The organism is Rhodococcus sp. NJ-530, assembly GCF_003860625.1.
Lineage (GTDB): Bacteria > Actinomycetota > Actinomycetes > Mycobacteriales > Mycobacteriaceae > Rhodococcus_F > Rhodococcus_F qingshengii.
Genome location: NZ_CP034152.1, coordinates 692,327 through 718,465, shown reverse-complemented (window position 1 = coordinate 718,465; position 26,139 = coordinate 692,327). Strand labels below are relative to the sequence as shown.

The following is a 26,139-nucleotide window of genomic DNA, read 5'->3' as shown; positions in this document are numbered from 1 at the left end:
ATTACACCAGGCTGGATTCGCGCGAGGCCTCGAGCGTCGACAGCATGCGTGGGGTGATCAGACCCGAACCCTCCGGCGCGTGAGCCGGGTCGGAACCGAGTTCGATCTGCTTGTTGTCGGCATCGACGAAGACTACGCGCGGGGAGTACTCCTTGACTTCCTGCTCGTTCATCACGCCGTAGGCGATGAGGATGACCAGGTCGCCTGGCTTGACCAGATGCGCTGCCGCACCGTTGATTCCGATGACACCAGTTCCGCGCTCGCCGGCAATGACGTACGTCTCGAGACGCGCACCGTTGTCGATGTCGACGATGCACACCTGTTCGCCTTCGAGGAGGTCTGCGGCGTCCATCAGATCCTGGTCGACGGTGACGGAGCCGACGTAATGCAGGTCGGCGTGAGTCACGGTGGCGCGGTGGATCTTCGACTTCATCATCGTGCGAAACATATCCAGGTCCTTACTCGTGAAAAGTGCTCAGTGAGACAGCAGGTCGTCGATGGCGTCGGCGGATGGGTCGGTGTCACGCTCGAGGAAGCCGGTTCCCACCGCGACACCGACGTTGTCGATCAAACGGGTGGTTCCGAGCTTGGCGGCCACCAACAGTCGACCGTCACCTCGCTCGGGCGCGGGGCCCAGATCGACGCCCCGAACCTCGAGGTAGTCGACCTCGATTTCCGGAACAGCTGCCAGAACAGCGCGTGCGGTTTCCAGGATTGCTTCCGCTCCCCCAGCCGCCGCGTGTGCACCGGCGATCAGAGCGGCGGACAGCGCGACCGCTGCCGCGCGCTGGTTCTCGTCGAGGTAGCGATTGCGAGAGGACAACGCGAGACCGTCGAACTCGCGAACCGTCGGAACTCCGATGATCTGTACATCGAAGTTGAGATCCCACACCATCTGACGGATGAGCGTCAGCTGCTGGTAGTCCTTCTCACCGAAGTACGCGTGATTGGGTACCGCGATCTGCAGCAACTTCGCCACTACCGTCAGCATTCCCGCGAAGTGAGTGGGGCGCGCTCCGCCTTCGAGTTCGCTACCCAACGGGCCCGGCACGATGGTGGTGCGCTGACCACGCGGGTACATCGTCTTGGCGCTCGGCGCGAACACCAATTCGACGCCCTCGGCGCGCAACAGGTCGAGATCCGCATCGAGAGTGCGCGGGTACGCGTCCAGATCTTCGCCGGCACCGAACTGGAGCGGGTTCACGAAGATGGAAACGATCACGACGGCGCCGGTGACCTTGGCCTGACGAACCAGTTCGATGTGGCCGGCATGCAGCGCACCCATCGTCGGAACGAGCGCCACCTGACGCCCGACACCTCGCAGTGCCCGCGAGACGCGCCGAAGCTTGTCCGGATCGTGGTGCACCGTCAGTTCGCCGCGCTTGTATCCGCCCTGCAGATCACTCACGACGGTCACCTCCCGTTTCAGTCAAGATGTCGAACAATTCGGTGGGGGCGCCCACCCGCTGGGCCGATCGCAAGGACATCGCCCGATAGCCGGCAGCGAGCTCCGGATCCAGGTCTGTCAGTACGCGCAAATGTGTGTCGACAGCAGCAGCGTCGCCGCGTGCCACCGGGCCGGTCAACGCCGAGGGACCGCGTCGTAGCGCGTTGTCCAAGGCCGCCGACAGCAGCGGCTGCAGGACTCGCTCGGCCACTCCACCCGGATCGCCGTCGACCAACTGCTGACCGAGCAGCTCGTCACCTTGCAACGACGCTCGCAGGGCCTCGACGGCGTCGACCACGAGCGTGACCAGGTGATTACTGCCGTGAGCCAGTGCGGCGTGGTAGAGCGCGCGGTTCTCCTCGCGCACTCGGACGGGCTCGCCGCCGATCTCGAGGACCAGTGACTGCGCGATCGCGTAACCGATGTCGTCGGCAGCGGTGATTCCGAAGCATGCCGACGACAGCCGTGCGGTGTCCTCGTCGTGACCGGTGAACGTCATCGCCGGATGGATAGCCAGGGGTAGTGCGCCCAGTTCGGTGAGTGGAGTCAGGATCGCGATCCCGTTGGCACCGGACGTATGGGCGACGAGCGTGCCCGGCTTGACGGCATGGGTGGCCGCCAGACCTCGAACAAGATCCGCAAGCTGATCGTCAGGAACGGCGAGAATCAGCAACTCCGAACGAGCTGCGACGTCGGCAGCCGGAAGAATTTCGGTATCGGGAAGCCGCTTCACAGCGCGGGCGACCGAGGCGCTGGAGACGGCGGAGCAAGCGCTGACAACATGACCGGCTCGCTCCAATGCGGCACCGACAGCTGTTCCGACCCGGCCTGCGGAGACAATTCCTACCGTCAATCGCGCAGGTGCAGGTCCATTAGTGATCCCGAAGGAAGTCACCGGATTCCTCTCGTTCGTTCCAGTCCCGCTCGGCGGGTACCAGACGTTCTGCGTCCGAGGATATCCTTCGCCCGAACCGTCATGCCATGGCCGGGCGAGTGATCTGCGACTCAGTCCTCTCGGCGACGGCGTCGACCGGAGCCTTCGGACGGGTTGTTCGAACTCAGATTCGCCATGATTTCGGCGACGGTCAATCCGTTGGAATGAGCACCACTGGCGGCATCTTCCGGAGCAGCACGGCGACGACGTCGCGGCTCCGCGTCAGGCTCCGCAGCGGATTCGGGTTCAGCTTCCGCGACAGCTTCGGGAACAACCGCGGGAACAACCTCGGGCACCTCTTCGACGACAGCGTCTTCGATGACGGCATCTTCGATGTTCGGGGCCTGGGCGGGAGCCTTGACTTCAGGCTCGACCGGCGCGACCGGCTCCGAATCCTTCTTCACCGAAACGTCTTTCACCGTTCGTGTCGGCGAGGAACTCACCGGAGAACTCGGTGCTTGGTTCCCGCTCTGGGGCTTCTGCGTCTCTTGTGGCTTCTGCGTCTCTCGAGACTTCTGGGTCGGGATGACGCGCGGCGCCACGAAGCTGCTGTCACGCCACGACGTCTCCGCGAACACGACGGTTGTCTCAGCAGTCACCGGATCGTCGTTGGGCGAAGCCAAGCCGCCGACGTTCGGTGCCGGTTGGCTGGGCCCGCTCTGGCCGGCGCCGGGAACGTACAACCCCGACGGTGCCGGCTGGTACGCGCCGTACGAACTACCGCCAAGTTCCGGCACTCGCGTCGAATCGGTCTTGAGCGCGGTCTGTTCGGGCAGCAGCCCACCTTCGAACAGTGCTTCGAGGTTTCGGCGCAGCGCCACCAATTCGGCGCGCAACCCGGCCAGCTCCTCCGCGTCCGCGGTCACCTCACGTCGCACGCGACCTTCGACGCTCAGTTCGTACTCGCGTCGAGCAGAAATTTCACGTTCGAGCTGCAGTTCGTACACGGTCTGCAGATCGGCAACCTTGGCTTTGTCCAGTGCCGACTCACGCCGATACTTGGTCATGGCGATAGCGCCGAGGGTGGCTGCCCACAGAGCGACGACCAGACCCACCCGAAGAAGCTGAACGCTGTTACTGAAAATCAGAAACAGCGAAGCAATGACAGCAAGTGCCAGAAGAGCAGCAATGATCATCTGGCTCGCGCTGCGCTTGCTTCGGCGCGCAGACTTCGATCGACCAGAATTTGTCATGGTTGCCAGGGTACTTGCCGAGACCGGGGTCGCCACGTACCTCGGTGGGTGATTTGCCGACCAGGCTGTCAGTGCGCAGGCTCGTCAGGTGTATCTTCCGGCGTCTTGCAACAATGTTCGAGCCACAGAGCTGCCGCTACCAGCGCAATTGCGGCGCCCAACCCCACCCACGCGCCCGGCGTGTCGGAGGCTGCAGCCTGCAGAACCGAGCGCTGTGGGATGAGATACACCAGCACTCCGACCCAGACACCGACGGTAGCTGAACCGACCAAAGCGGATGCTTTGGCCAATGCCAGCGCTCGGGCGGCGGTGATCGGATGAAGCTGTCTGAGCCCGTCGCCGACCTGCCGGTTCTTGACGCGTGAACGAATGACAAAAGCGAAGACGGCCTCGGCAACGGCCACGAAGTACAGCGACGCTCCCGCATAAACAGGGATGGGCGGCATCGAACCGTAGAACACGCGAATCAGAATCCAGGTGGCCACGGCCGCCACTGCGGCGAGTACCGCGAGTTCACTGATCCGGGTCGGCTTCAAACCCTTGTCGTTTTCGGTCACCGCGCAAGCACCACATCGGTAGTGCGGACACCTTCGCGCTCAGTGCGATCGAGGCCGTCGAGAATTTGTGCCACCGGCAACTCCTGGCCGTCGACGATCAGCGTCGCGTCAGGCTCGACGTCCAGCCAGGGAACGAGAACGAATGCCCGAAGATGCGCGCGCGGATGCGGAAGTGTGAGCACGGGATCGGAACTGACGACGCCTTCGCAGTCGACTACGTCCACGTCCAGGCTCCGCGGCCCCCACCGCTGTTCGCGCACCCGGTCTGCGGCTTCCTCGAGAGCTTGCGAGCGGCGAAGCCATTCAGCGGCATCGGCTTCGGGATCGTCGACCACCACCACCGCGTTGTAGAAATCCTGCTGCTCGACGCCACCCCACGGCGCGGTCGAGTAGACCGGTGAGACAGCAACGACGGCGCTGCCCAACCCGTCGACAACGGACTGTAGGTGAGCCACACTGTCGCCGATGTTGGAACCGATCGACAGAACAGCGCGCGTCATGCCGATCTGGTCCGATGTGCGACGACGGCGACGTCCGCAAAAACCAGCGGAATCGGTGCCGACGGTTTGTGGACAACAACCTCGACGCTCTCGACTCGCGAATCTTTCATGACGTCGTCGGCGATCTCCGCGGCGACGGTCTCGATGAGATCGCGCGACGGGCCGGCGACTATCGCTGCGGCGGCTTCCGCCAACTCGCCGTAGTGCAGGGTCTGAGTCAGGTCGTCCGACGCCGCGGCGGGAGCCAAGTCCATCCATACGGTGATGTCGATGAAGAAGTCCTGACCGTCACGCTTCTCGTGGTCGAACACTCCGTGATTGCCGCGAACCTTCAGTCCGCGCAATTCGATTCGGTCCCCCATGTCAGGCCCTTTCTCGTCCACGGTTCCAGGCGTCGACCACGGCAATGGCGTCGAGCGAGGCTTGTGCGTCGTGCACCCGAACTCCCCAGGCGCCTTCGCGCGCTGCAAGGGCGGAGACCACGGCCGTCGCAGTCTCGCGGCCACCGGGTGGACGCGGATTGCCGTCGGGATCGCTGAGCAGAGACCCGAGGAACCGCTTTCGGGAAGCGCCGACCAGTACCGGGAATCCGGTCGCGTTGAACTCGGGTAGTGCTCGCAACAGTGCCCAGTTGTGGTCGGCGTTCTTAGCGAACCCGAGGCCGGGGTCGAGGATGATCGACGACGAATCGACCCCTGCTTTCAACGCCAGATCGACCTGCGACAGCAGTTCGTCACGGACGTCGCGGACCACGTCGTCGTAGTGATCGGCGCTGCCACGATGGACGTAGTCGCCGGCCGAGCGCCAATGCATGAGGATCCAGGGCACTCCGGCGTCGGCCACAACGGAGGCCATGTCGGGGTCTGCGCGACCGCCCGATACGTCGTTGACGATGCCTGCGCCCGCTTCGATCGCGGCGGCGGCGACGGAAGCACGCATCGTGTCGACGCTGACGCGAATTCCGGCTGCCACGAGTTCTTCGATCACCGGGGCAATTCGGTCCGCCTCGAGTTTCGGATCGACGCGGGTGGCTCCGGGGCGCGTCGACTCGCCGCCGACGTCGACGATGTCGACGCCGATGCGTTGCAGTTCGAGTCCGCGAGCGATCGCCGCGTCACGATCGAGAAATTGACCACCGTCGGAAAACGAATCGGCGGTGACGTTCAGAATCCCCATCACGACCATCCGGGCCGGATCGCTGCCTGCAACGGGAGCCGCGGACATCTTGCTCACTTACGCAGGATGAGGTCCAGCGCTTCGGACCGCGAGGCCGCGCTGGATTGCAGGAGCCCACGAACCGCAGACGTGGTCGTGCTGGCTCCGGGCTTGCGGATACCGCGCATCGCCATGCACAGATGCTCGGCTTCGATGACGACGATGGCTCCGCGCGGGTCGAGCTTGCGCATCAAAGCATCCGCGATCTGACTGGTCAGGCGTTCTTGAACCTGCGGACGCTTGGCGTACAGGTCGACGACGCGCGCGAGCTTCGACAAACCGGTGACCTTGCCCGACTTTCCCGGGATGTAGCCAACGTGAGCAACACCGTGGAAGGACACCAGGTGGTGCTCGCACGTCGAGAACATCGGAATGTCTCGCACGAGCACCAACTCCTGGTGACCCTCGTCGAAAGTTGTGTTCAACGCGTCGTCAGGTTCGGAGTACAGACCCGCGAAGATCTCCTTGTACGAGCGCGCAACCCGGGCCGGCGTATCGAGCAGGCCTGGGCGCTCCGGATCTTCACCGACCGCGATCAACAATTCCCGTACGGCAGCCTCTGCCCGCGCCTGATCGAACGGGCGGCCCGTTCCGAGCGACACCAGTTCACTGGCCACATCATTCACCGACAACCGAACTCTCCTCGAGAATTGTTCACAGGTCCCCGCCGCAGAGCCTAGTGGCGCAAGGTCAGCGAGATCCGTCCGGTCCGTCCCAGCGAACGGTGCTCGGTCCCTCGTCCTCAGCCGAATGGTGCGGCGGAGGAGTTTGCGGCTGTTCCGGTGCGGGGCTCTGCCACTGGTTTTCGCCGGTCGGGTTTCCCCGGTTCGGATCGGCGAAGGGTCCACTGTCCGGGTACTGCACCGGGTAATCGGGCTGCGCGGGGTAACGGCGGCCGGGATGCGGCTGCTCCGGGTACGCCTGCTGCCCCGGGTGCGGTTGACCGTACTGCCCCTGATCGGGCTGGGGCTGACCGTGTTGGGGCTGACCGTACTGGCCCTGCGACTGGTTCGGCGGGGTCGGATTCTGTCCACCGGTGTACCCACCCGACTGCTGTCCGGGGTACGTCGGCGACGGGTTCTCACGCGGAGGCCAACCCGGTGCCGACCATCCGGCGGGCGCTCCGTAGTCGGGTGTTCCCGGTTGCGGAGTCTGCTGCGGAGCACTCGGCTGCGGGTACGAAGGCTGTGCGTAGCCGTTCGAGGGTCCCTGGTTGCCGTTGTTGGGGAGACCACCGTTGTTGGGGAGACCACCGTTGGGTGCACCGCTGTTGGGTGCACCTGCCTTGACGAGAACAGGTGCGGCAGCGGGCTCCGGCCAGGTTTCGCCGCGCTCGATCGCGAGTTCGCGAGGAGTCTTCACCGGCGGACGATCCGAAGGCGTGCGCCCACCGAAATCGTTGAAAGCCGTGATGCGCGGACGCTTTTCGACGCCGGCAAGGATCTTCTCGAGGTCCTTGCGAGTCAACGTCTCACGCTCGAGCAGTTCGGTAGCGATGAGGTCGAGCGCATCGCGGTACTCGTTGAGGATTGCCCACGCTTCGGTGTGCGCTGCCTCGATGAGGTTGCGCACCTCTTCGTCGATTTCACGGGCGATCTCGTGTGAGTAGTCGGACTGAACGCCCATCGAACGGCCGAGGAACGGATCCCCGCCCTCCTGTCCGTAGCGAACCGCGCCGAGCTTGGCACTCATGCCGTATTCGGTGACCATCGCGCGGGCGATCTTGGTCGCCATGTCGATATCGGACGACGCTCCGGTGGTGGGCTCGTGGAACACCAACTCCTCGGCGGCGCGTCCACCCATTGCCATGACGAGACGAGCGATCATCTCCGAACGCGTCATCAAACCCTTGTCGTCCTCGGGCACGGTCATCGCGTGGCCGCCGGTGCGTCCGCGAGCGAGGATCGTGACCTTGTAGACCGGCTCGATGTCAGGCATTGCCCAAGCAGCCAGCGTGTGACCGCCCTCGTGGTACGCCGTGATCTTCTTCTCGTGCTCGCTGATGATGCGACTCTTACGCCGCGGTCCACCGACAACACGGTCCACCGATTCCTCGAGCGAGGCTTCGGTGATGACGGTTCCGTTTTCGCGTGCGGTGAGCAGCGCAGCCTCGTTGATGACGTTGGCGAGATCAGCACCCGACATTCCGACGGTCCGCTTGGCGAGACCTTCGAGGTCGGCGTTGGGATCGATCGGCTTGCCCTGCGAGTGCACGCGCAGGATCGCGCGGCGACCGGCGAGGTCGGGGGCGCCGACCGGAATCTGGCGATCGAAGCGTCCCGGACGCAGCAGTGCGGGGTCGAGGATGTCGGGGCGGTTGGTTGCGGCGATCAAGATGATGCCGGTGCGATCACCGAAGCCGTCCATCTCGACGAGCAACTGGTTGAGTGTCTGCTCGCGCTCGTCGTGTCCGCCGCCCAGGCCTGCGCCGCGCTGACGACCGACGGCGTCGATCTCGTCGACGAAGATGATGCAGGGGCTGTTCTGCTTGGCCTGCTCGAACATGTCGCGAACACGCGAAGCACCGACACCGACGAACATCTCGACGAAGTCAGAACCGGAGATGGTGAAGAACGGGACGCCGGCTTCGCCTGCGACAGCGCGAGCGAGCAGCGTCTTACCGGTTCCGGGAGGGCCGTACAGCAGCACACCGCGCGGAATCTTGGCGCCGAGCGCCTGGTAGCGAGCCGGGTTCTGCAGGAAGTCCTTGATCTCGTACAGCTCTTCGACAGCCTCGTCCGCACCGGCGACGTCGGCGAACGTGGTTTTCGGCATGTCCTTGGTGAGCTGCTTGGCCTTCGACTTACCGAATCCCATGACTCCGCCGCGACCACCGCCGCCCTGCATCCGGTTCATGACGAAGAAGAAGATGCCGAACAGAATGATCATCGGCAGCACGAACAGAAGGATCGACGTCAGCCAGCTCTCCTGAGTGACTGTCGTGTTGAACTTGTCCGCACCGGCGCCTTCGACCTTGTCGAAGATCTGCTCCGACGCACTCGCGGGGTACTTCGCCAGGATCTGCGTCTTACCGTCGGTGGCGTCGTTGCCGTTCTTGAGCCACAGACGAACCTGCTGCTCACGGTCGTCGATCTGCGCCGACTCAACATTCTTGGCGTCGAGTTGGGAGATCGCGACCGAGGTGTCGACGGTCTTGAAGTCGCGGGTGTCGTTGCTGAAGTAGCTGAAGGCATAGATCACCAACAGCACGACGGCTACGAGTAGCACGTTACGGAACACAGTCTTACGGTTCATACAGGTCGGCCGATGTGGCCGGTCCTTTCGAGAGTGCGGGTCTGCCAGGTCGCCTTCCGGCTGCCAACCGGACACCTGCAGGTTACCGCGATCGGCCCCATCGATGCCCGCCAGCGGCCGTGCCGCTTGGTTGGAACGGTCGTCACTGTGTTCAACGTGCGCATTGCCGATCAGGTTCCCGGGCTACGTCGCAGCACAGTTTCCTGTGAGCGAACATGCTCATAGTGGTTATCGTGCGCTTTTCCGACGCTCGTCCGTCGTTATTCGTCAGGCCGTTTCGGAGAGGATTCCCGCAACAGCGTCAGCGGCGCCCGATTGGTCACCGTCGATGATCCGGTGGGCGAGCTGATCGAGTCGCGCAGACAGTCGCGCCGAGGACTCGGGCACGTCCGCCTGCTTGGCGATGGTGTCGTCGAGATCAGCCAATAAGCCGCCACCGGCCAGGTGCCTGACGCAGCGCCATGTCTCGGCGAAGTTTCTCGCGGTCCCGTCGTCGGTCAACATCGCGACCCGAAGCGCAGCGTTGGGATTCGACGCCGCCGCCCGAGCCAGGCCGGCCATGATCGCCTCCCTGGCGGCAGTCAGTTCGTCGACGGTTCGGTCCTGTAGCCGCACTCCCGAGTCCGCAGAGCGGCCCGCGTCGGGCGTCGGAGCTTCACGAATCACTGCACCGTTACCGTGCTGAATTTCGACTCTGCCCCGAATCTCGAGGGCCACGAGCGCTTGAGCCAGCGACGCGCGACTCACGCCGAGTTCGGCAGCCAGGCTGCGTTCGGGAGGAAGCCGATCGCCGGGCGAAAGGCCTTGAGCCTCGATGAAATTCGAAATGTGCTCGGCCAACTGCTCGTACAGGCGCGGACGCTTCAATCGTCCGGGCAGGCCCGAGCGCGAGCCGGGCGATGACGTCGAATTCATGCCTCGGAGTGTACTTGACAAATGGAGCAGTGGCAGAGAGGCTAGGCCAATTCCAAGTGATGCAGACCACAAGCTGGTCGCGAACGGATTGAGAGTTCGATGGCAAATGTCATAGCCCTGTCAGTACTTGTCCTGGTGTTCGTCATATCCACCGTGAGGTCGGTGAACATGGGTGCGCTCGCCCTGGTGGCTGCCTTCGTCGTCGGGACACTGGTCTTCACCGTCGATACCAGCGAGATCCTCGACGGCTTCCCGGCCAGCCTCTTCGTCATCCTGGTCGGCGTCACCTACCTGTTCGCGCTGGCCAGAAACAACGGCACGGTCGACTGGATCATTCATGCGGCAGTCCGCGCGGTCAGAGGACGAGTGGCCCTCGTGCCGTGGGCGATGTTCGCGGTGTGCGCGGCCGTCACCGCCATGGGCGCGGTCAGTCCCGCTGCCGTCGCCATCATCGCGCCCGTGGCAATGGGCTTCGCCACCCGCTACCGGATCCACCCCATGCTGATGGGCTTCATGGTCGTCCAGGGCGCAACGGCGGGCAGCTTCTCCCCTATCGGAATCTTCGGTGTGATCACCAACGACGTCATGCGTCAGAACGGCCTCCCGTCGAGCCCGGCCTTGCTGTTCGTCTCGACCTTCGCAGCCGCGGCCGTTGTTGCCGCAATCGCGTACGTCTCGTTCGGCGGTCGCGCATTGATTGCACGCGGCGCCTCGGAGCGCGTGCTCGTCAGCGCAGTCGGCAACGCGTCTGGCGGTGGCGACACCATCACCGGTTCGGGTTCCGGCGACAGCTCGAAGGGTGGCGGCAAGTCCTCGGGTGGGACCGCTCCGCACGAGGGAGCACTCAACCTCGAGCGGCGACTCACCCTGCTCGGACTGGCGTCGCTTGCACTCGGCGCCTTGGTCTTCGACCTTGACGTCGACTTCACCGCACTGACCGTCGCGGTACTTCTCACCCTGATCTTCCCGGCCTCCGCCCGCGGCGCCGTCGACAAGATCAGCTGGGGCACCGTGCTCCTCATCGGCGGAATCGTCACGTACGTCGCTCTTCTGCAGAACCAGAACACCGTCCAGTGGCTCGGGAATTCTGTTGCACACGTGGGGATTCCACTTCTCGCAGCCTTCTTGATCTGCCTGATCGGCGCGATCGTGTCGGCGTTTGCATCCACCACGGGAATCCTCGGCGCACTCATCCCTTTGGCAATTCCATTCCTCATGACCGGTCAGGTCAATGCAACCGGTCTGGTCATCGCGCTGGCAATCTCCTCGTCTCTGGTCGATTGCAGTCCGTTCTCGACCAACGGCGCGCTGGTGGTCGCGAACGCCGCTCCGGAAGAACGCGACGTGGTGTTCGGGCTGACGATGCGGTGGGGCATGACCATCATGGTGGTGACGCCGATTCTCGCCTGGCTGCTGTTCGTTGTTCCATGGTCCGTCTAAATCTTCGCTCAAAGAAAGGGAACTCGCGATGAACAGCGAATCCACACTTCTGCGCTCCCTCGACCCCCGCATCTTCGACGATCACGGAGCGGCGGTCAGTTTCGGCGAAGGCGCAACCTTCTCTCGCGCCGACTTGTTTGCCGCCGCCACCGCGGTCGCCGATCGAATCCACGGTGCACAGCGAGTGGCAGTACAAGCCGCCGCCGGCCTCGAGACAGTGGTCGCCGTCGCCGGCGCACTGATCGCCGGTGTTGCCGTGGTCCCGATCCCGCCGGACTCCGGCCCGCTCGAACGTCAGCACATCATCGCCGATTCCCAGGCCGAACTGATACTCGGAGACGGACCGTCGGATTCGAGTATCCCGTTGATTCCCATCGATATTCACGCGCGATCTGCGACGTCCTATCCCGAACCGAGCGCGGCAGCTACCGCACTGATCATGTACACCTCAGGAACCACCGGAGCTCCGAAAGGCGTTGTCCTCTCGCGAGCATCGATCGCTGCGGATCTCGACGCGCTCGCTCATGTGTGGAATTGGACGCCAGAGGACACACTCGTCCACGGACTGCCCCTCTTCCACGTCCACGGGTTGATTCTCGGCGTGTTGGGCGCCTTGCGCGTGGGTTCGCCGCTGATTCATACCTTCAGACCAACTCCGGATTCGTATGCCGCAGCGGGTGGCTCGTTGTACTTCGGTGTTCCGACCGTCTGGTCACGCGTGTGCGGTGAGCCCTCGGCGGCAGCAGCATTGCGATCCGCGCGCTTGCTCGTGTCCGGAAGTGCACCACTTCCGGTTCCATTGTTCGAGCGGATGAAATCGCTGACCGGGTTGGCTCCCGTCGAGCGCTACGGAATGAGTGAAACCCTCATCACCGTCAGCACGACGCACGACGGCGAACGTCGCCCGGGTTGGGTCGGGCACGCCGTTCCGGGAGTCAGGACGAGGTTGCGCGGCGAGAACGGCGAATTGTCGGCGCACGACGGAGAGCAGCTTGGGCAACTGGAAGTTGCGGGCGCCGTTCTCTTCGACGAGTACCTCGGGAACCCCTCGAAGACAGCGGAATCCATGACCGAAGACGGCTGGTTCCGCACCGGCGACGTCGCGGTGATCGACGACAGCGGATTCCACCGCATCGTAGGTCGCGAGTCGGTCGACATGATCAAGTCCGGTGGATACCGCATCGGTGCAGGCGAGGTGGAACAGGCACTTCTGGCATACCCCGGTGTTCGCGAGGCCGCCGTCGTCGGTGTGCCGGACGACGATCTCGGCCAGCGCATAGTCGCCTTCATCGTCGGAGATGTAGCCGACTGCGCGGTGGTTTCGGACTTCGTCGCCGAATCGCTGTCGATCCACAAGCGCCCTCGTCAGGTTTGTCTGGTGGACAGCTTGCCGCGCAACGCTATGGGCAAGGTCCAGAAGAAGCTGCTGACGCTCTGAGGCTGGACCTGTAGCAGCCACCGACGAACCCAGTGGCTGCTACGTGCTCATTTGCGGTGCGAGTCAGCTCGGACTAGGCGGCCAGGGCGGGAAAGACGACAACCGATCCATCACGCCGTCTTGCGATCTCGATCGCCACGTCGGATTCGTTGTCCGACATTGCGACCCCATCTCCCAACTCCCGCAACAGGTATGCGGTCCGCAGCATCTTGTCGACTTCACTCGACTTGAACACAAAATCACGAACACCGTGGGATCGGTCAAGCCTCAGCTCGGAAAGTCCCATGAGCAGTGACGCGATGCCCGACTCCAACTTCGCGACACGCTGCTGATCGCTCTTCAACGCGCGAGTGAAGCTCTCGAAAGGGTTGGCTTCGTCCATCTGAGCGTGCTCCACAGCTTGAAGGACGATCACACGCTTCTTGAGCGCGATAGCGAGTGCGGCAAGCTCGAGGTGGGCGCGGAACTCGCCACCGTCCTCGTCGATTCCGGTGAACGCTTTTCGCAGAGTATCGAGCTCGACGCGACCGGTCTTCAATGCGTCGAGTCCCTGCTGCCATTTCTTCAGTCGCCCTTCGGCATCCGCCATACCGACACTGATCGCGTGTACGGCGGAGTCCAGTCCAACTGACGCGCCGATGCGTCCCTGATCGAGCAGAATCGCAGTCGCAGTGTCGATCGCGCCCCGACATCCGTTCAGGGAGTTACGTTCCTTTTGCAACGCGTCATCGTGGAGCTTCTCGAGTAACTTGGTGATGTTCTCGATTGCGAGTTCACGCTTGTGGTCGGCGTGGGCGCTGACACCAACCGCGACTGCCATCAACACCAGGGGAGCCGCGACTGTCAGTGCACCCGCACTGGCTGCTGCAAGACCTGCCGTCGCGGCGGACCCGCCAGCGGCACCAACCGCGGCTGCCTGTCCTGCAACAGGCACGAACGAGGCCTGCGCAGCAATCCCCGAAGATCCGATAAGCGCACTGTGCACGCCACCCGCCGCCGCCTTGGACGTCATCGGTTTCACCAGCCCACTGCCAACTTGCGCGGCGACTTTTGCCGGGACAACCATGCGGTACAACGTCTCGCCACTCGCGACCGCTGAACTCGACGAAGCTTTGGATGTCTGGCTGATCAGCTGCGACAGATGGGTAGCCAGTGGACTCGCACTATCCAGGGAGATCCCTCGATCGAGGTCGATCGACTTCGGAAGCGGATGCGCCTCGAGTGTTGCGATCGGGGTCTCGGCCAACACCGCCAGGACTGTCCGCAACTCCGCCAGTCGGTCGGGCGTCATGGTTCCCTCGTCCGGAATAGCGGGCACCTCCGCCTGCTTTGTAGCAAGCGTCCACACCGGAATTACATTGTCATTGTCGACCACATCGAGCCTTCCTCGGTTACGTCGCGCTCACGCTATCCGAGCACGCACAAATATGTTTGCCCCTGTCTCGGTTCCCGTCATCAGCTTCGAGTCAGCCGCTCTCCAACAGGACGGCAACAACTCCACACAAATGCCGCACCTCGGCGACGGTCGGCGCAAGTTCATACGCATGGTGATGACAGACATTGCTCAATCTGTTCCATGCCACTGCTGCGGCGTCGGCACGTGCCGGTGTGTCGAGGGAACGCAGTATCACCAATCGCGAGCGCATGCTTGCTTGCGGCGCTTCGGCATTCAGCGCGATACACCGTTCGGCTACCAGTTCCTCCAATGCCTGCCTGGCCAGAAAAGCAGCCAACCGTGCCGAACTTCCAGCAGCACCGACACTTCCATCGAGCAGTAGCTCCGCATTTCGCAGCACGACAGCCGGCGGCATCTGTGTTGTCATTCCGCGAGGATCCCGTCGACCGTCTTCCTGAGGTCATTCACTTCGCTCCTCGTGATCGACATGTCGGCCCCGACATGCGAGCCGGCGTTGGCAATGTTGAGCGTCGCTTTGCGCCCTTCTCGCAGAATTTGCCACTGCGACAAAGGCTTCTCGGCATCGCCGTACACCGCGAGCGCGATCTTGGCCCGCGTCTTTTTCACCGACGTCCACCGGTTCTCGGTATCGACCCGACTCTCGCCCGCCTTGTGCTGCTTTGCGTAATACACCTGCTGCGCCGCGGATTCCAAGGCCAACCGGAACAAACCTGGTGCCGCTCGGCGCTTGACCTCGTCGGGAACGTTCTCGTCGAGCACCAGCGCGCGGACGTCGTCCACATAGCGGGTCGCCTGGTTCAGCGTCTCTGCGACACAGACCTGCGATCCGGTCTCACGTGCAACCTCGACCAGTCGCGCATTCACCGCAAGTTGCCGTATCGCAGTGGCCAATCGGTCGTCGTGGGAGAACACGATGACCTGCCGTGTCTCCGACAGCTTCGACAAAACTCGGATGAACCCGTCGATCTTGGCCGGGTCCATCGCCTGAATCGGATCATCGAGAACGATGAAGCGGAACGGACTGTTCGGTGTGGTCGCACGCGGAATGAACAGTGCAAGCGCCAGAGCGTGCAACTCCCCCTGACTCATCACCGCCAATGCTTCGGTCGGCACTCCGTCCACCGACCCTTTCAGCACCGCCCTGCGTCGAGTATTGCTGCCTTCCAGGCTGATCGACCCGATGTCGACGTTGCTTTCCTGCCTGAGCTCCGACCAAATCTCGCGCGCCTGCTCCGCGATCGGCTCGAGTCTCTGATTCCGCAGTTCTGCCGCATGGGCGGCTACCCACCTCTTCGCCGCATCCAGGGCTTTGACGGTGTCATCACTCAATCGTGCGTCACGCTCGAGGTTGACCCACGTCATCAAACGACCCGCGATCGGAGCCCAGGTGTCTTCCTGCTCGGCGATTGCGACCGCCGCCTCTTCGCGCACGGCGTTCGCAGCGTCGATCACCGCAGGCAAGGTCTTCTCGATGTGCTCGGCGAGCTCGGTTACCCCGGTCGGCGCACCTTGGGCAGCGGCCACTGAGTCTCGGTACCGGATCAACGACTCCAATTCCGGACCCTCGACCGTTTCCAGACGCACCAGCTCGTTCAGCAATTCCATTGCTGCCCGACATGCGTTGTCAAGATCGCGTCGAGACTTCCGATACTTCCCCAGCTTGCTGTTCTGTTCCGCGAGGCGCGTTCGGGATTGCGTAGCCCAGGCGTCGTCGAGCACCCCCGCCGCACATACCGGGCACTCGATTGCGCCTGTCTCACTGTGCAATTGAATGGCTCTATCGAGGATATCGCTGCGCTGTTCCACTACCGACAAAGCATCGCCAGCGTGCTCGACGGTGTCGGCGACCGCAACCCGAAGATCGGCGACAACCATGTGAATCGCCGGCTTCTGTGGGACCGCCAGATTCGCGCACCTGCGCAGACCAGACAGGGTGGACGCAACAGCCGAACCAGAGCCTGTGGCGAGCGCAAGCACCTCGTCGAGATCGTGAGTCCGCTTCTTCAACTGAGTGACGGCGGTTTGTGCACGCTCGTCTGCTGATTCGGCGACAATTTCCTTGAGTTGACGCAGCTCCTCATTCGCGCACTGACGCGCAGTCTTGGCAGACTTCAGCGCGGCGGTGAGCCGTTTCTCGGCGTCCGCGATCTCGTCCAGTCCCAATAGCTTTGCAAGTGCGTCGTACAGCGTGGACGGGCTGTCCTCGACCAGCCCTCCGATCTCGTCGTAAGACAAGATCGGCCGATGCAGCTCGACGGCGGACTTCCATCCGAGTTCATCGGTACCGACAGTGCGCTTCTGTTTGCCCGTCTGGGTCCACGCTTCGTTGTCGTGCAACGTGGCACCGATCGGCCAGTCGACGGCGACGACGGTCGGTTCGGAACCCTCGACGGTCAGCCCAACGCGCACCTCGCATGGATCCGGGCTGTGCAGGTTTCGCCAGCTGTCAGCCCATAATTTCGCCTTGTTTTTCCACCGGTAGCTCGAGCTGGTAACTGCAAATTCAAGAGCTTCCGCAAAACTCGACTTACCCGACCCGTTGCGTCCACTGACGATCGTGATGCCAGGCGCAGGATGCAGATCGAGAACGGCTTTCGGTCCGATGCCGCGGAAGCCGGCGACCGAGATAGATGTAAGGAATGCTCCAACTGGTTCTTCTGCTGGGCCGCTGGCGGTTTCGGGTCGGGTTCTGAGCTGCTCCGTACCGCCAATCTGCTTGCTGAGCGCATCATCACCCTCGAGTGCTGCAAGAACGAGATACTTCGCTGCATCAGGCAGATTCGTGTCTTCGTCGATCGCGTCCCAGACGACCTCGTCGAGCGATCTTTCTGCATCTCTGTTGGCAGTTGTCACCAAAACTCCCTCGCCTCGTCGATCCCAACCGACCCAACGGTTTCATATGGGACCGACAGTACGTCTTGGCGAGGGAGCTCAGCTGCACATCAGGACACGACAAAATGCGACAGGATCGCCTGGACTTCGTAGATGTCGACCTGCTTGGTGAACTGTTTCTGGATCGGTGTCGCGTTCCCCGAGATCCATATCTTCAGCTCGGCGTCGAGATCGAAGGTTCCGGCTGTCTCGACCGCGAAGTGGGTGATCGACCGGTACGGCACACTGTGGTACTCGATCTTGCGACCCGTCAGCCCCTGCTTGTCGACCATCAAGAGTCGCCGATTCGTGAACAGAAATGCGTCGCGAACCAACTGATACGCCGCATGAACCTGCTCCCCGTGTCCGAGCAGACGCGCGTATTCGTGGTGCGCCGCAGCGGGATCGATCTTTCCAGCGTTACCGATCAACCCGTCCATGAGACCCATCAGGCCCGATACCTCCGTGCTCGTCCAAGCTGCCTCCACGGTCGAAGGCGACAGCGACGCTATCGGTGGACGAGTCAGTGGTGTTACCGGCGAGCAGGCTCAGCCGCCGTAGACCTCGGGGTCCAGGGTGCCGATGTACGGCAGATCGCGGTACCGCTCGGCGTAGTCGAGGCCGTAACCGACGACGAACTCGTTGGGGATGTCGAAGCCCACGTCGCGGACATCGACGTCGATCTTGACCGCGTCGGGCTTGCGGAGCAATGTGACGACCTCGAGCGAAGCGGGATTACGTGTCTTGAGGTTGCGCATCAGCCACGACAGCGTGAGACCGGAGTCGATGATGTCTTCGACGATCAGCACGTGGCGACCGGCGATGTCCTTGTCGAGGTCCTTGAGGATGCGGACGACGCCCGAAGACGAGGTCGAGGATCCGTAGGAGCTCACGGCCATGAATTCCATCTGCGACGGGATCGGCAGGGCGCGGGCGAAGTCGGTCATGAAGAAGACCGCTCCCTTGAGGACGCCGATCAGCAGGAGATCCCCTTCGGGGGCGCCTGCCGGGTAACGCTTGGCGATGTCCTCAGCCAGTTCCGCCGTTCGTGCACGGATCTGTTCTTCGGAGATCAGTACCGATGCGATGTCGCCCTCGTACACGCGTCAAACCCTTCGTCGGTCTTCGAATCCGAGGATCAGCCTGCCACGTCGCCGGGCCGCCACCAACCTCGCCTCCGGTGTTCCGCCCCCGATCGCGACGCCGCCTTGCCCCCGCCAGTCGGTCACCAGGGCGTCGACTGCGCGTAACTGTTTGTCCGTCAATGCTTTTGCGCCGCCCTGCAGGAGCCAGGCCCGCAGAGCGCGTCGACGGATTGCGGTGGGCGCTTCGGCAAGTGTGTCCACTTCCACTTCTCCGTCGACGACAACCCGTAGGAGTAGGGCTTCGGCGTACTCGTCGAGCGCCTCGCCGTCTTCACGCAACTGCGTCGCGGTTCGGGCCAACGCTTCGGGAACTCCCCCGCCGAGGATTTCTTCGAGCAGCGGCAACGCCTCGTGCCGCAGACGCACGCGAGTGAACTCGGGATTGTTGTTGTGCGGGTCCTCCCACGGCGTGATGCCCAGGTCGACGCAGGCCGCCCTGGTCACCGATCGCCGGATGCCGAGTAGCGGCCGTCCCCAGGGAGCGTCGAATGCAGCCATACCTTGAATCGATCGCCCACCGGACCCGCGCGAGAGTCCGAGAAGCACGGTCTCGGCCTGATCGTCGAGCGTGTGTCCGAGCAGAACCGGGAGGTCAGCCCTGGCGTTTAGGGCGTTGTACCGAGCCTCACGCGCAGCGGCCTCGAGACTCCCACCATCGGCTACGTCGACGGTCAGGACCGTCGCGGTCCGGCAACCCAGCGCCAGCGCCTGGTCTGCGGCCGAGCGTGCGACGGCATCGGAACCGACTTGCAGGCGATGGTCCACGATCAACGCGTCGACCGAATCGGCTTCCGCCACCGCTGCTGCGGTCAACGCCAATGAATCGGCGCCCCCGGACAGGGCGACGACCACACGGCGCCGCGGCTCGAATGCGAGCGTCCACGCCCGCACGGCCTGTCGCAGCGCCAGGAGGGCAGGCGTCTCAGGCAGCAGCATCTAGCCGAGAACGCGCTTTACCCACGCGTCGGGATTGTCGATCTCGTCGAGCAACGGCAAGGTCTCGGGCCCGGTCCAGATGGTGTTGAACTGCTCCATGCCGACCTTGAGAACCACCGCGTCGACGAAGGCCTTGCCGCGCACGTACTGCGCCATCTTGGCGTCCATGCCGAGAAGCATCTTGATGATCCGCTGCACGGGGTTGGACTTGCGCTGCCGACGCTTGTCGAAGGCCGCGCGGATCGTTGCCACCGACGGCACCACGGCGGGGCCGACGGCGTCCATCACGTGGTCTGCATGCCCTTCGAGGAGGGTGCCGAGTACAAGCATCCGATCCAGCGCGTCACGCTGAGGCTCCGCCTGCGAGGCGCGCAGCAGCCCGATGATGCCGCCCGCCGTCGCACCGTCACTGGAGTCGGGTTCCTTCCGCGAGCGCAGCTCTGCAGCAAGGCGCCCGACAACGTCGGTCATCGACTCGTCCACCGTCGCACCAAGCGTTTCGACGGATTCCTTCATGTACTCCGCGAGCCACGGCGAGGACGAGAACTGGACCCGGTGCGTGACCTCGTGCAGGCAGACCCACAACCGGAAGTCACTCGGGTTCAGCCGAAGGGACCGTTCGACGGAGACGATGTTCGGTGTGACCAGAAGCAGGGTGCCGTGCTCGCCGGTGAACGGGTCGTACTGCCCGAGGATCGCCGAAGACAGGTACGCCAGCATGGCGCCGGCCTGCAGGCCCGCCGGCTTTCCGACGATGAGATTGCCACTGCCGTCAGGGTCGGCGCCGGTGAGATGTGCCATCGACCGCGAGGCCGCCGTGATCCACCCGGCCCGGTCAAGCACGTCAGCGGCCGGGACCGGTAGACCGTCGGCCAGCCCGGTCACTTCACGAACCGGCAGTTCTGCGCGCTTGGACGCTTCGGCGAGTTCTGCGGTTGCCGTCTCGGCCGTGTAGCGAGACATCGCGGGGCCGCCGCGCGCCAGTTTTATCCCGGCTTTGGCGGCAAGACTCCAGTCGACGGCACCACCGAGCGGAGCCGAGGCTTCATCATCTTGTGGAGTCTTTTCGGCCACTATTGGCACCCGCAATTCCTCAATGCTCCGGCAATCGCGTCCAGGGCAGGACGGCTCACTTCTGGCGGCCGGTCATTGGACATCAGTGCGAAGGTGAGCACTCGCCCGTTCTGATCGACCACGAACCCTGACAACGCGCTGGCCGTCGACAGAGTTCCCGTCTTGGCCCGCACCCAACCCGCACCGGTTCGGTTTCCGGACGCGTAGCGGTCGGACAAACTTCCTGTTCCGCCGGCCACCGGAAGGTAGTCCAGCAGGGGGCGCAGTTTCGGATCACCGTCACCGGCCGCAGCCGTCATGACGCGATCGAGTACCTGAGCGGGAATGAGATCGTCGACGGACAACCCGCTGGAATCGTGCAGCGAAACTCCGGTGTAGTCGAACCCGGCCGCCTGCAAGGTCTTGCCGGTCGCGTCGACGGCTCCGGTGAACGAGGCTTCGATTCCGGAGGCAATCGCGACCTCACGCCCGATGGTCTCGGCGAGCACGTTGTCGGAATGTTCCATCATCTGCAGCAGCCGGTCGCTCAGCGGCGCCGACTGCACGGTGGCGATCGGCTTGGCACCGGCAGGCGCCGCGCCGAGACTCACGTTGGCGGGATCGACACCGAGCGCCTGAGCGAGCACCTTGCCCGCGTCCAACGCGGGAGTTTCCGAACGCGGCGACTCGTCTTGAGTGCCGTCGTACCGACCACCTTCGATCATCACCGATTCGATCGGGGTGATGTAGCCGGCCGCGATGTCAGCGGGGAACCAGCCGGTGGCCATGTTGTCGCCCTTGAACAAGCTCGAGTCGACCACGACGCTGGTCACCGGCGTACCGGAGGCTTTGATCTGGTCGACGAGATCCGCGATGTGCGCTGCGTTGGCGTAGTACCCGCTCTGCCCCTTCGGCGTGGCCGTCAGCGTCGGGTCACCGCCGCCGACCAGAACGACCTGCCCGGGGCTCGCTCCGGGAACCACCGTCGTGGACAGCCGGTGGTCGAGCGGCAACTTCAGCAGTGCCGCCGATGCGGTCAGCACCTTTGTCGTGGACGCGGGCGTCATCGGCGTCGACGGGTCCGTGCTCCAGAGAATGTTTCCGGTGAGCGCATCAGCGACTACTCCGGTGAACTTCCCCAGATCCGGGTTGGCCACGGCCGGGCCGATCGCCGCTGCGATTCCCGACGCGCTCGGGATCGGTGCGTCCGTCGGGACGGGCACCACCTGAGGTGACGGCGTCACGAGCGCAGGCTGCGGCGACGTAGTCACGGTCGCGCTGCCCGCGGTGTCGTTCGACGTACCGAGTTTCACGACGACAACTCCGGCGACGGCCAGTACAACCACTGCACCGACCGCCAGAAGGATGCGGAAGTTACGCCGTCGACTCTCTTCCAACGAGCCGATCTTCTTCTTTCCTTGGCCCGCCAACGCCCCTCCGTCTGTGCTCTGCCTACTGGGTGGTCAGGCAACCTTATCCTTGACCCGATATCCTTCCGACGAATCATTACCGACACGACAGCGAGGAATCGGCGTGGAGTTCGACGTCACCATCGAGATCCCCAAGGGTCAGCGCAACAAGTACGAGGTCGACCACGTAACCGGTCGCGTCAAACTCGATCGCTACCTCTACACAGCTTTCGGCTACCCGGCCGACTACGGCTTCATCGAAAACACCCTGGGTGAGGACGGCGATCCGCTCGACGCCATGGTCCTGCTCCCCGAGTCGGTCTTCCCCGGCGTCATCGTCGAGGCTCGCGCAGTCGCGATGTTCAAGATGGTCGACGAGGCCGGCGGAGACGACAAGGTCCTCTGCGTTCCGGCCGGCGACCCCCGCTGGGATCACATCCAGGATCTGGGTGACATCTCACAGTTCGAGCTCGATGCGATCAAGCACTTCTTCGTCCACTACAAGGACCTCGAGCCGAACAAGCACGTCGAGGCAGCCAACTGGGTCGGCCGCGCCGAGGCAGAGGCCGAGATCGAGGCTTCGATCAAGCGTCTCGCTGCCAACGGCGGTCACTGAGCTCGAGTTCTCAGGCCTAACGAAAATCCCCGCACATCGGAAGATGTGCGGGGATTTTTGTGCTGTTTTTACTCGCCCTTGCAGTTCCTACTCACCCTTGCAGTTCCTACTCACCCTGGAAGACCGGCGGGCGCTTCTGGAAGACGGCGGTGATGGCCTCGGTCAGATCCTGCGAAGGCAGGAACGCCGCGTTCCAGGCTGCGACGTAGCGAAGGCTGTCGTTCACGCTCGCACTGCGGGTGTGATCGAGCACGTCCTTGATCCCGTGGACGACGAGCGGCGGGTTGAGCGCAATCTCCTTGGCGGTCGCGCGCGCCGCGGCCAGTACCGCGTCGGCATCTTCGAACACGTCGTTGACGAGACCGATCTTCTCGGCGCGCGCTGCGTCGATGTCCTTGCCGGTCAGAGCCAACTCACGCAGGTGTCCGTCACCGATGATCGCGGGCAGCCGCGCGAGGCTGCCCATGTCTGCGACGATCGCGACCTTGACCTCGCGGATGCTGAACTTGGCGTCGGCACTTGCGTAGCGGATGTCCGCCGCCGTGATGAGGTCGACGCCGCCGCCGATGCACCAACCCTGCACAGCCGCGACGACGGGCTTGCGGCAGTCTGCGACGGCATTGATGCCCGACTGCATGCGCTTGATCATGTCGTGGAATTTGGTGCGCGGACCTGCCTGAGCCTTGTCTGCGAGGACGGCACCGAATTCACCGCTCATCGCCGGCAGGTCCAGTCCGAACGAGAAGTGCTTGCCGGAACCGGCGATGACGATTGCACGCACCTCGGGGTCGGCGTCGAGGTCGGCGAAGATTTCGGGGAGTTCACTCCAGAAATCCGGCCCCATCGCGTTGCCCTTGCTCGGCCCGATCAGCGTCACCTGGGCGATGTTGTCTTCGCGCTCGACGGTGAACGCATTCCAGCTCTTCTGTTCAGTCATTACTCAAGAGTAACTAAAGGTCAGGCTCAGCCGAAGACCGCTGCCTTCATCCGAAGATTCCTGCCTCGTCAAGTACCAGTACGACGAGGGTGACGGCCATCAGGGCGAACATGATGAGCATCGCCATCCTGGCCGCCCGCTCACTGGTCGGTGGGAAAACGCGCTGCGCCGGATGCTCGGCCACGTACTCGGACAAGGACATGGTCCTGGCACGTGAGCGTGTCGGATTCTGTACCGCTGCTGTTGTAGCCATGTCGGTGATCCTTTCAACTACGCAATCTCAGTCAGGTACCCCAAAGGTGAAGTACCCGACTGAGTTCGACTTCTCCAATGTAGACCCGCAGATCGAAGAAGTCAGCGTGAGTTTGGTGCGAATTACCTGAGAGTCAGTCCACACAGGGAATGCCGCCATTCGCGTCGGCCCGGATGGGTGATCCCTGCGCTCCCGTATCGGGAACGGTGCCGGCGGATACCGACGAGTCCGACTGCGCCGGAGCGGCCGAGAACACGGTCTGCGCATTGTCCTCACCGATCAGTACAGACACTGATTCGGCCGCTGCCTGCTCGTTAGGCACTGCGGCCACGCCCAACCGCTCGGCCAGCGCCTCTGCGACGGCTTTGGCGCCGACTCCATAGCTGACCACCGACTTTGCCGTCGCAACTGCGGTGCTCACCTCTCCGACTTCGACTCCCGACGCTTTCGTCGCCGCTGCCAACGCGGCGCCCAACCCGTCCGTCGCGGTTCCGTTGCGGATATCCACAACTTCGTTCCCGGTCGAGACAGCAGTGTCCATCACAGGTGCAGATGCCGAGTCACCTCCCGCGAAGATCCGCGACACTTCACTACGCAGACGCGCCGGATCGACCATGTTGACGTCCTGGCCGTCGACGGTCTCGTATCCCTCGATGGGCAGGGTGTAGAAGTCGATGTTCCCACCTGCGAGAGCGCTTGCCTGAGAAGCGAATCGAACGGGATCCATGGCAGAATCGATCACCACGTCCTTCTTCACCACGTCGGCCAGTGCCGTCATCTTCGGAATGTTTCCGATGACGCCGGAGCCCTTCAAGTTGGCGATCACCGCGCTGATGAAAGCCTGCTGCCGGTGGGTGCGATCCAAGTCCCCGTTGTCCAGGCCGTGGCGTTGACGGACAAACGAAAGTGCCTGTGACGCATCGAGAGTCTGAACTCCGGCCGGGAAGTTGGCGCCCGAGAAGTCATCCTGCACCGGATTGTTGAGGCACACCTGAACGGGGCCGATAGCCGAGACGACGTCGTAGAAGCCCATCAGGTTCACTTCGGCAAAGTGATCGATCGGAACCTTGAGCAGATTCTGCACGGTGGTCAGTGTCGACCGTCTTCCGACTTCACGCGCTTGTTGTTCTCGTGCAGCAGGATCCGTCACACCGTCCGCTACGAGTTTGGCGTCCGCATCAGCCTTCGCCATTCCGTACGCTTCCTTGATCTTGGCCATTCCGTAGCCGGGTACCGCGACGTAGTCGTCGCGTGGGATCGCCACTGCACTGGCCTTGCCGCCATCGCCCGGAACATGGAGCAGGATAAGCGTGTTCGTGTTGTACCCACCCACATCACTGTCCCCCGCATGCAGCTTGTCGGTGACGAACTCAGCCGGCAGGTCGCTGCCGTCCATCGCTTTGCGACTGTCGAGCCCGATCAACAAGATGTTGGTATCCCCGTCGAGAGAACTTCCGGCGTCCTCACCGAGGGCGGAGAGCGCATCCGACCGGTACAGCCCCGACGTCAGATCCGACTGCACGTACCACCCGATTCCGACGCCCACCAGAATCGTCGTCGACAGGGACGCCGCCGCCAGCTTGCGCCCCACCGAGAGCGTCGACCGCTGCGGTTGACGCCTACGCCTGTGCCTGGTTGCCGAGTGTCGAGGTCGCGGTTCCACGGCCGACACGCTATCCACCGTTCCTGAGTAGAACCTGTCGATACCGGACACGGCTGGTCTTTCGCTGAAAGAACGCTGAGAATGAAGTCCGAATTAGGCAAATCTGCTCTAGGCTCCGCCCTGTGGACCGCCGACGCTTCCTCAGTGCCCTCGCAGCAGCAACTCTGACCGGAACCGCCGCGGTGACCATGGGAACCGCGTGTTCGTCACGTTCGGTCGGGACGGCAATCGCTGCAGCCGACGAACCAACCGACCCCGTCCCTGTCCCGGATCTCCCGCCTGCCTTGTTGCCGCCTCCACCGCCGTCTGCCCGGGTGCCGCTGCCCGCCGGCGGATCGTTGACCGCGTTACCCGGCGGTGGGGATCTGTTTGCCCTGACGGTTGACGACGGAGCCAGCTCCGAAGTCGTGCGCCTCTACACACAGTTCGCAAAAGACACCGGCATCCGTTTGACGTACTTCGTCAACGGGCAATACAACTCGTGGACCGAAAACGCCGGACTTCTCAGACCGCTGGTCGAGAGCGGACAAATTCAGCTCGGCAATCACACCTACTCGCACCCGGATCTGACGTCCGTGCCGAAGCAGCAGATCGCCGACGAGCTGACGAAGAACGGCACGTTCCTGCGCAACACCTACGGCGTGGACGCGGCGCCGTACTTTCGGCCGCCTTACGGAAGGCACAACGCGACAGTCGATTCCGTGGCCGCGAGCGTCGGCTACACCGTGCCCACCCTCTGGTACGGGTCACTGTCGGATTCTTCGTTGATCACCGAGGAGTACATCCTCCAAATGGCGAACCAGTACTTCAATCCGGGGGCCATCGTGATCGGACACCTCAACTATCTGCCCGTGACCCACGTGTATCCGCAACTGGTGGACATCATCCGGAGCCGAAACCTGCGGACTGTCACGCTCAACGATGTCTATCTGAAGCCGTGACGCC

Annotated in this window: 26 protein-coding genes; 4 read left to right on the top strand and 22 right to left on the bottom strand. The window is 63.4% G+C overall.

The window, feature by feature from the left end; all coding sequences use genetic code 11:
* Position 1: 1 nt before the first annotated feature.
* The 11 genes from panD to EHW12_RS03270 form a co-directional block, all read right to left on the bottom strand.
* Entirely contained in the window at positions 2 to 448 is a 447-nt protein-coding gene (gene panD, locus EHW12_RS03320; RefSeq protein ID WP_003945761.1) for an aspartate 1-decarboxylase, read from the bottom strand.
* A gap of 27 nt (positions 449 to 475) precedes the next feature.
* The gene (panC, locus tag EHW12_RS03315) at positions 476 to 1,408 is read right to left on the bottom strand and encodes a pantoate--beta-alanine ligase (protein WP_180279602.1); all 933 of its coding nucleotides are present in this window, start codon (positions 1,406 to 1,408) and stop codon (positions 476 to 478) included.
* Entirely contained in the window at positions 1,401 to 2,342 is a 942-nt protein-coding gene (locus EHW12_RS03310) for a DUF2520 domain-containing protein (RefSeq protein ID WP_003945822.1), read from the bottom strand. Before EHW12_RS03310 ends, panC begins: the two co-directional genes overlap by 8 nt.
* A 110-nt stretch (positions 2,343 to 2,452) precedes the next feature.
* Positions 2,453 to 3,574 carry a DUF6779 domain-containing protein gene (locus EHW12_RS03305; protein ID WP_179090775.1) on the bottom strand — a complete coding sequence of 374 codons (1,122 nt, stop codon included), beginning with the start codon at positions 3,572 to 3,574 and terminating at the stop codon, positions 2,453 to 2,455.
* 68 nt (positions 3,575 to 3,642) lie between these two features.
* Entirely contained in the window at positions 3,643 to 4,110 is a 468-nt protein-coding gene (locus tag EHW12_RS03300) for a DUF3180 domain-containing protein (protein ID WP_153213529.1), read from the bottom strand.
* A gap of 17 nt (positions 4,111 to 4,127) precedes the next feature.
* Positions 4,128 to 4,631, bottom strand: coding sequence for a 2-amino-4-hydroxy-6-hydroxymethyldihydropteridine diphosphokinase (gene folK, locus EHW12_RS03295; RefSeq protein WP_064075118.1), 504 nt, complete (start codon positions 4,629 to 4,631; stop codon positions 4,128 to 4,130).
* Positions 4,628 to 4,993 (bottom strand): dihydroneopterin aldolase, encoded by a 366-nt coding sequence (gene folB, locus EHW12_RS03290; protein ID WP_003945780.1) that lies wholly within the window; start codon positions 4,991 to 4,993, stop codon positions 4,628 to 4,630. Before folB ends, folK begins: the two co-directional genes overlap by 4 nt.
* A gap of 1 nt (position 4,994) precedes the next feature.
* Positions 4,995 to 5,855 carry a dihydropteroate synthase gene (gene folP / locus EHW12_RS03285; protein ID WP_020968349.1) on the bottom strand — a complete coding sequence of 287 codons (861 nt, stop codon included), beginning with the start codon at positions 5,853 to 5,855 and terminating at the stop codon, positions 4,995 to 4,997.
* Between the two features lie 5 nt (positions 5,856 to 5,860).
* Positions 5,861 to 6,478, bottom strand: coding sequence for a GTP cyclohydrolase I FolE (folE, locus tag EHW12_RS03280; protein WP_019746783.1), 618 nt, complete (start codon positions 6,476 to 6,478; stop codon positions 5,861 to 5,863).
* 58 nt (positions 6,479 to 6,536) lie between these two features.
* Complete coding sequence (ftsH, locus tag EHW12_RS03275; protein ID WP_064075117.1) at positions 6,537 to 9,101, bottom strand: ATP-dependent zinc metalloprotease FtsH; 2,565 nt, start codon at positions 9,099 to 9,101, stop codon at positions 6,537 to 6,539.
* Between the two features lie 267 nt (positions 9,102 to 9,368).
* Positions 9,369 to 10,016 (bottom strand): GntR family transcriptional regulator, encoded by a 648-nt coding sequence (locus EHW12_RS03270; protein ID WP_007727006.1) that lies wholly within the window; start codon positions 10,014 to 10,016, stop codon positions 9,369 to 9,371.
* Between the two features lie 99 nt (positions 10,017 to 10,115).
* Between EHW12_RS03270 and EHW12_RS03265 the strand changes: the two genes are divergently transcribed.
* Entirely contained in the window at positions 10,116 to 11,456 is a 1,341-nt protein-coding gene (locus tag EHW12_RS03265; protein WP_125050286.1) for an SLC13 family permease, read from the top strand.
* 28 nt (positions 11,457 to 11,484) lie between these two features.
* Positions 11,485 to 12,894 (top strand): acyl-CoA synthetase, encoded by a 1,410-nt coding sequence (locus tag EHW12_RS03260; RefSeq protein WP_125050285.1) that lies wholly within the window; start codon positions 11,485 to 11,487, stop codon positions 12,892 to 12,894.
* Between the two features lie 73 nt (positions 12,895 to 12,967).
* Here EHW12_RS03260 and EHW12_RS03255 read toward each other — a convergent pair whose 3' ends face one another.
* The 8 genes from EHW12_RS03255 to dacB form a co-directional block, all read right to left on the bottom strand.
* Complete coding sequence (locus tag EHW12_RS03255; RefSeq protein WP_042451975.1) at positions 12,968 to 14,269, bottom strand: hypothetical protein; 1,302 nt, start codon at positions 14,267 to 14,269, stop codon at positions 12,968 to 12,970.
* Positions 14,270 to 14,360: 91 nt separating this feature from the next.
* Positions 14,361 to 14,717 (bottom strand): hypothetical protein, encoded by a 357-nt coding sequence (locus tag EHW12_RS03250; RefSeq protein WP_230587424.1) that lies wholly within the window; start codon positions 14,715 to 14,717, stop codon positions 14,361 to 14,363.
* Complete coding sequence (locus EHW12_RS03245) at positions 14,714 to 17,164, bottom strand: AAA family ATPase (protein WP_125050284.1); 2,451 nt, start codon at positions 17,162 to 17,164, stop codon at positions 14,714 to 14,716. Before EHW12_RS03245 ends, EHW12_RS03250 begins: the two co-directional genes overlap by 4 nt.
* Before the next feature lie 89 nt (positions 17,165 to 17,253).
* A complete protein-coding gene (locus EHW12_RS03240; protein ID WP_030534814.1) occupies positions 17,254 to 17,631 on the bottom strand; it encodes a PH domain-containing protein in 378 nt (125 codons plus the stop codon).
* Between the two features lie 99 nt (positions 17,632 to 17,730).
* A complete protein-coding gene (gene hpt / locus EHW12_RS03235) occupies positions 17,731 to 18,285 on the bottom strand; it encodes a hypoxanthine phosphoribosyltransferase (RefSeq protein WP_003941159.1) in 555 nt (184 codons plus the stop codon).
* A 3-nt stretch (positions 18,286 to 18,288) separates the two neighbouring features.
* Positions 18,289 to 19,263 carry a tRNA lysidine(34) synthetase TilS gene (gene tilS, locus EHW12_RS03230; RefSeq protein WP_125050283.1) on the bottom strand — a complete coding sequence of 325 codons (975 nt, stop codon included), beginning with the start codon at positions 19,261 to 19,263 and terminating at the stop codon, positions 18,289 to 18,291.
* Positions 19,264 to 20,337: a zinc-dependent metalloprotease gene (locus tag EHW12_RS03225; RefSeq protein ID WP_019746776.1), complete on the bottom strand. Its 1,074-nt coding sequence runs from the start codon at positions 20,335 to 20,337 to the stop codon at positions 19,264 to 19,266.
* A complete protein-coding gene (dacB, locus tag EHW12_RS03220; protein WP_125050282.1) occupies positions 20,337 to 21,746 on the bottom strand; it encodes a D-alanyl-D-alanine carboxypeptidase/D-alanyl-D-alanine-endopeptidase in 1,410 nt (469 codons plus the stop codon). Before dacB ends, EHW12_RS03225 begins: the two co-directional genes overlap by 1 nt.
* Before the next feature lie 103 nt (positions 21,747 to 21,849).
* On the opposite strand from dacB, the gene EHW12_RS03215 reads away from it, so the two are divergent.
* Entirely contained in the window at positions 21,850 to 22,341 is a 492-nt protein-coding gene (locus tag EHW12_RS03215) for an inorganic diphosphatase (RefSeq protein ID WP_003941181.1), read from the top strand.
* 106 nt (positions 22,342 to 22,447) lie between these two features.
* Here EHW12_RS03215 and EHW12_RS03210 read toward each other — a convergent pair whose 3' ends face one another.
* The 3 genes from EHW12_RS03210 to EHW12_RS03200 form a co-directional block, all read right to left on the bottom strand.
* A complete protein-coding gene (locus EHW12_RS03210) occupies positions 22,448 to 23,278 on the bottom strand; it encodes a crotonase/enoyl-CoA hydratase family protein (protein ID WP_007727023.1) in 831 nt (276 codons plus the stop codon).
* Between the two features lie 46 nt (positions 23,279 to 23,324).
* A complete protein-coding gene (locus EHW12_RS03205) occupies positions 23,325 to 23,531 on the bottom strand; it encodes a hypothetical protein (RefSeq protein ID WP_124568973.1) in 207 nt (68 codons plus the stop codon).
* Positions 23,532 to 23,664: 133 nt separating this feature from the next.
* On the bottom strand, positions 23,665 to 25,194 hold the full coding sequence (locus EHW12_RS03200; RefSeq protein WP_241199087.1) for an LCP family protein: 1,530 nt from the start codon (positions 25,192 to 25,194) through the stop codon (positions 23,665 to 23,667).
* A 122-nt stretch (positions 25,195 to 25,316) separates the two neighbouring features.
* Between EHW12_RS03200 and EHW12_RS03195 the strand changes: the two genes are divergently transcribed.
* On the top strand, positions 25,317 to 26,135 hold the full coding sequence (locus tag EHW12_RS03195) for a polysaccharide deacetylase family protein (RefSeq protein ID WP_003941121.1): 819 nt from the start codon (positions 25,317 to 25,319) through the stop codon (positions 26,133 to 26,135).
* Positions 26,136 to 26,139: the final 4 nt, after the last annotated feature.

Coding starts and splice junctions, on each gene's coding strand:
- panD (WP_003945761.1), bottom strand. CDS start 448: ATGTTTCGCACGATGATGAAGTCGAAGATCCACCGCGCCACCGTGACT.
- EHW12_RS03305 (WP_179090775.1), bottom strand. CDS start 3,574: ATGACAAATTCTGGTCGATCGAAGTCTGCGCGCCGAAGCAAGCGCAGC.
- folK (WP_064075118.1), bottom strand. CDS start 4,631: ATGACGCGCGCTGTTCTGTCGATCGGTTCCAACATCGGCGACAGTGTG.
- folB (WP_003945780.1), bottom strand. CDS start 4,993: ATGGGGGACCGAATCGAATTGCGCGGACTGAAGGTTCGCGGCAATCAC.
- folP (WP_020968349.1), bottom strand. CDS start 5,855: ATGTCCGCGGCTCCCGTTGCAGGCAGCGATCCGGCCCGGATGGTCGTG.
- ftsH (WP_064075117.1), bottom strand. CDS start 9,101: ATGAACCGTAAGACTGTGTTCCGTAACGTGCTACTCGTAGCCGTCGTG.
- EHW12_RS03270 (WP_007727006.1), bottom strand. CDS start 10,016: ATGAATTCGACGTCATCGCCCGGCTCGCGCTCGGGCCTGCCCGGACGA.
- EHW12_RS03265 (WP_125050286.1), top strand. CDS start 10,116: ATGGCAAATGTCATAGCCCTGTCAGTACTTGTCCTGGTGTTCGTCATA.
- EHW12_RS03260 (WP_125050285.1), top strand. CDS start 11,485: ATGAACAGCGAATCCACACTTCTGCGCTCCCTCGACCCCCGCATCTTC.
- EHW12_RS03250 (WP_230587424.1), bottom strand. CDS start 14,717: ATGACAACACAGATGCCGCCGGCTGTCGTGCTGCGAAATGCGGAGCTA.
- EHW12_RS03240 (WP_030534814.1), bottom strand. CDS start 17,631: ATGGGTCTCATGGACGGGTTGATCGGTAACGCTGGAAAGATCGATCCC.
- tilS (WP_125050283.1), bottom strand. CDS start 19,263: ATGCTGCTGCCTGAGACGCCTGCCCTCCTGGCGCTGCGACAGGCCGTG.
- EHW12_RS03210 (WP_007727023.1), bottom strand. CDS start 23,278: ATGACTGAACAGAAGAGCTGGAATGCGTTCACCGTCGAGCGCGAAGAC.
- EHW12_RS03205 (WP_124568973.1), bottom strand. CDS start 23,531: ATGGCTACAACAGCAGCGGTACAGAATCCGACACGCTCACGTGCCAGG.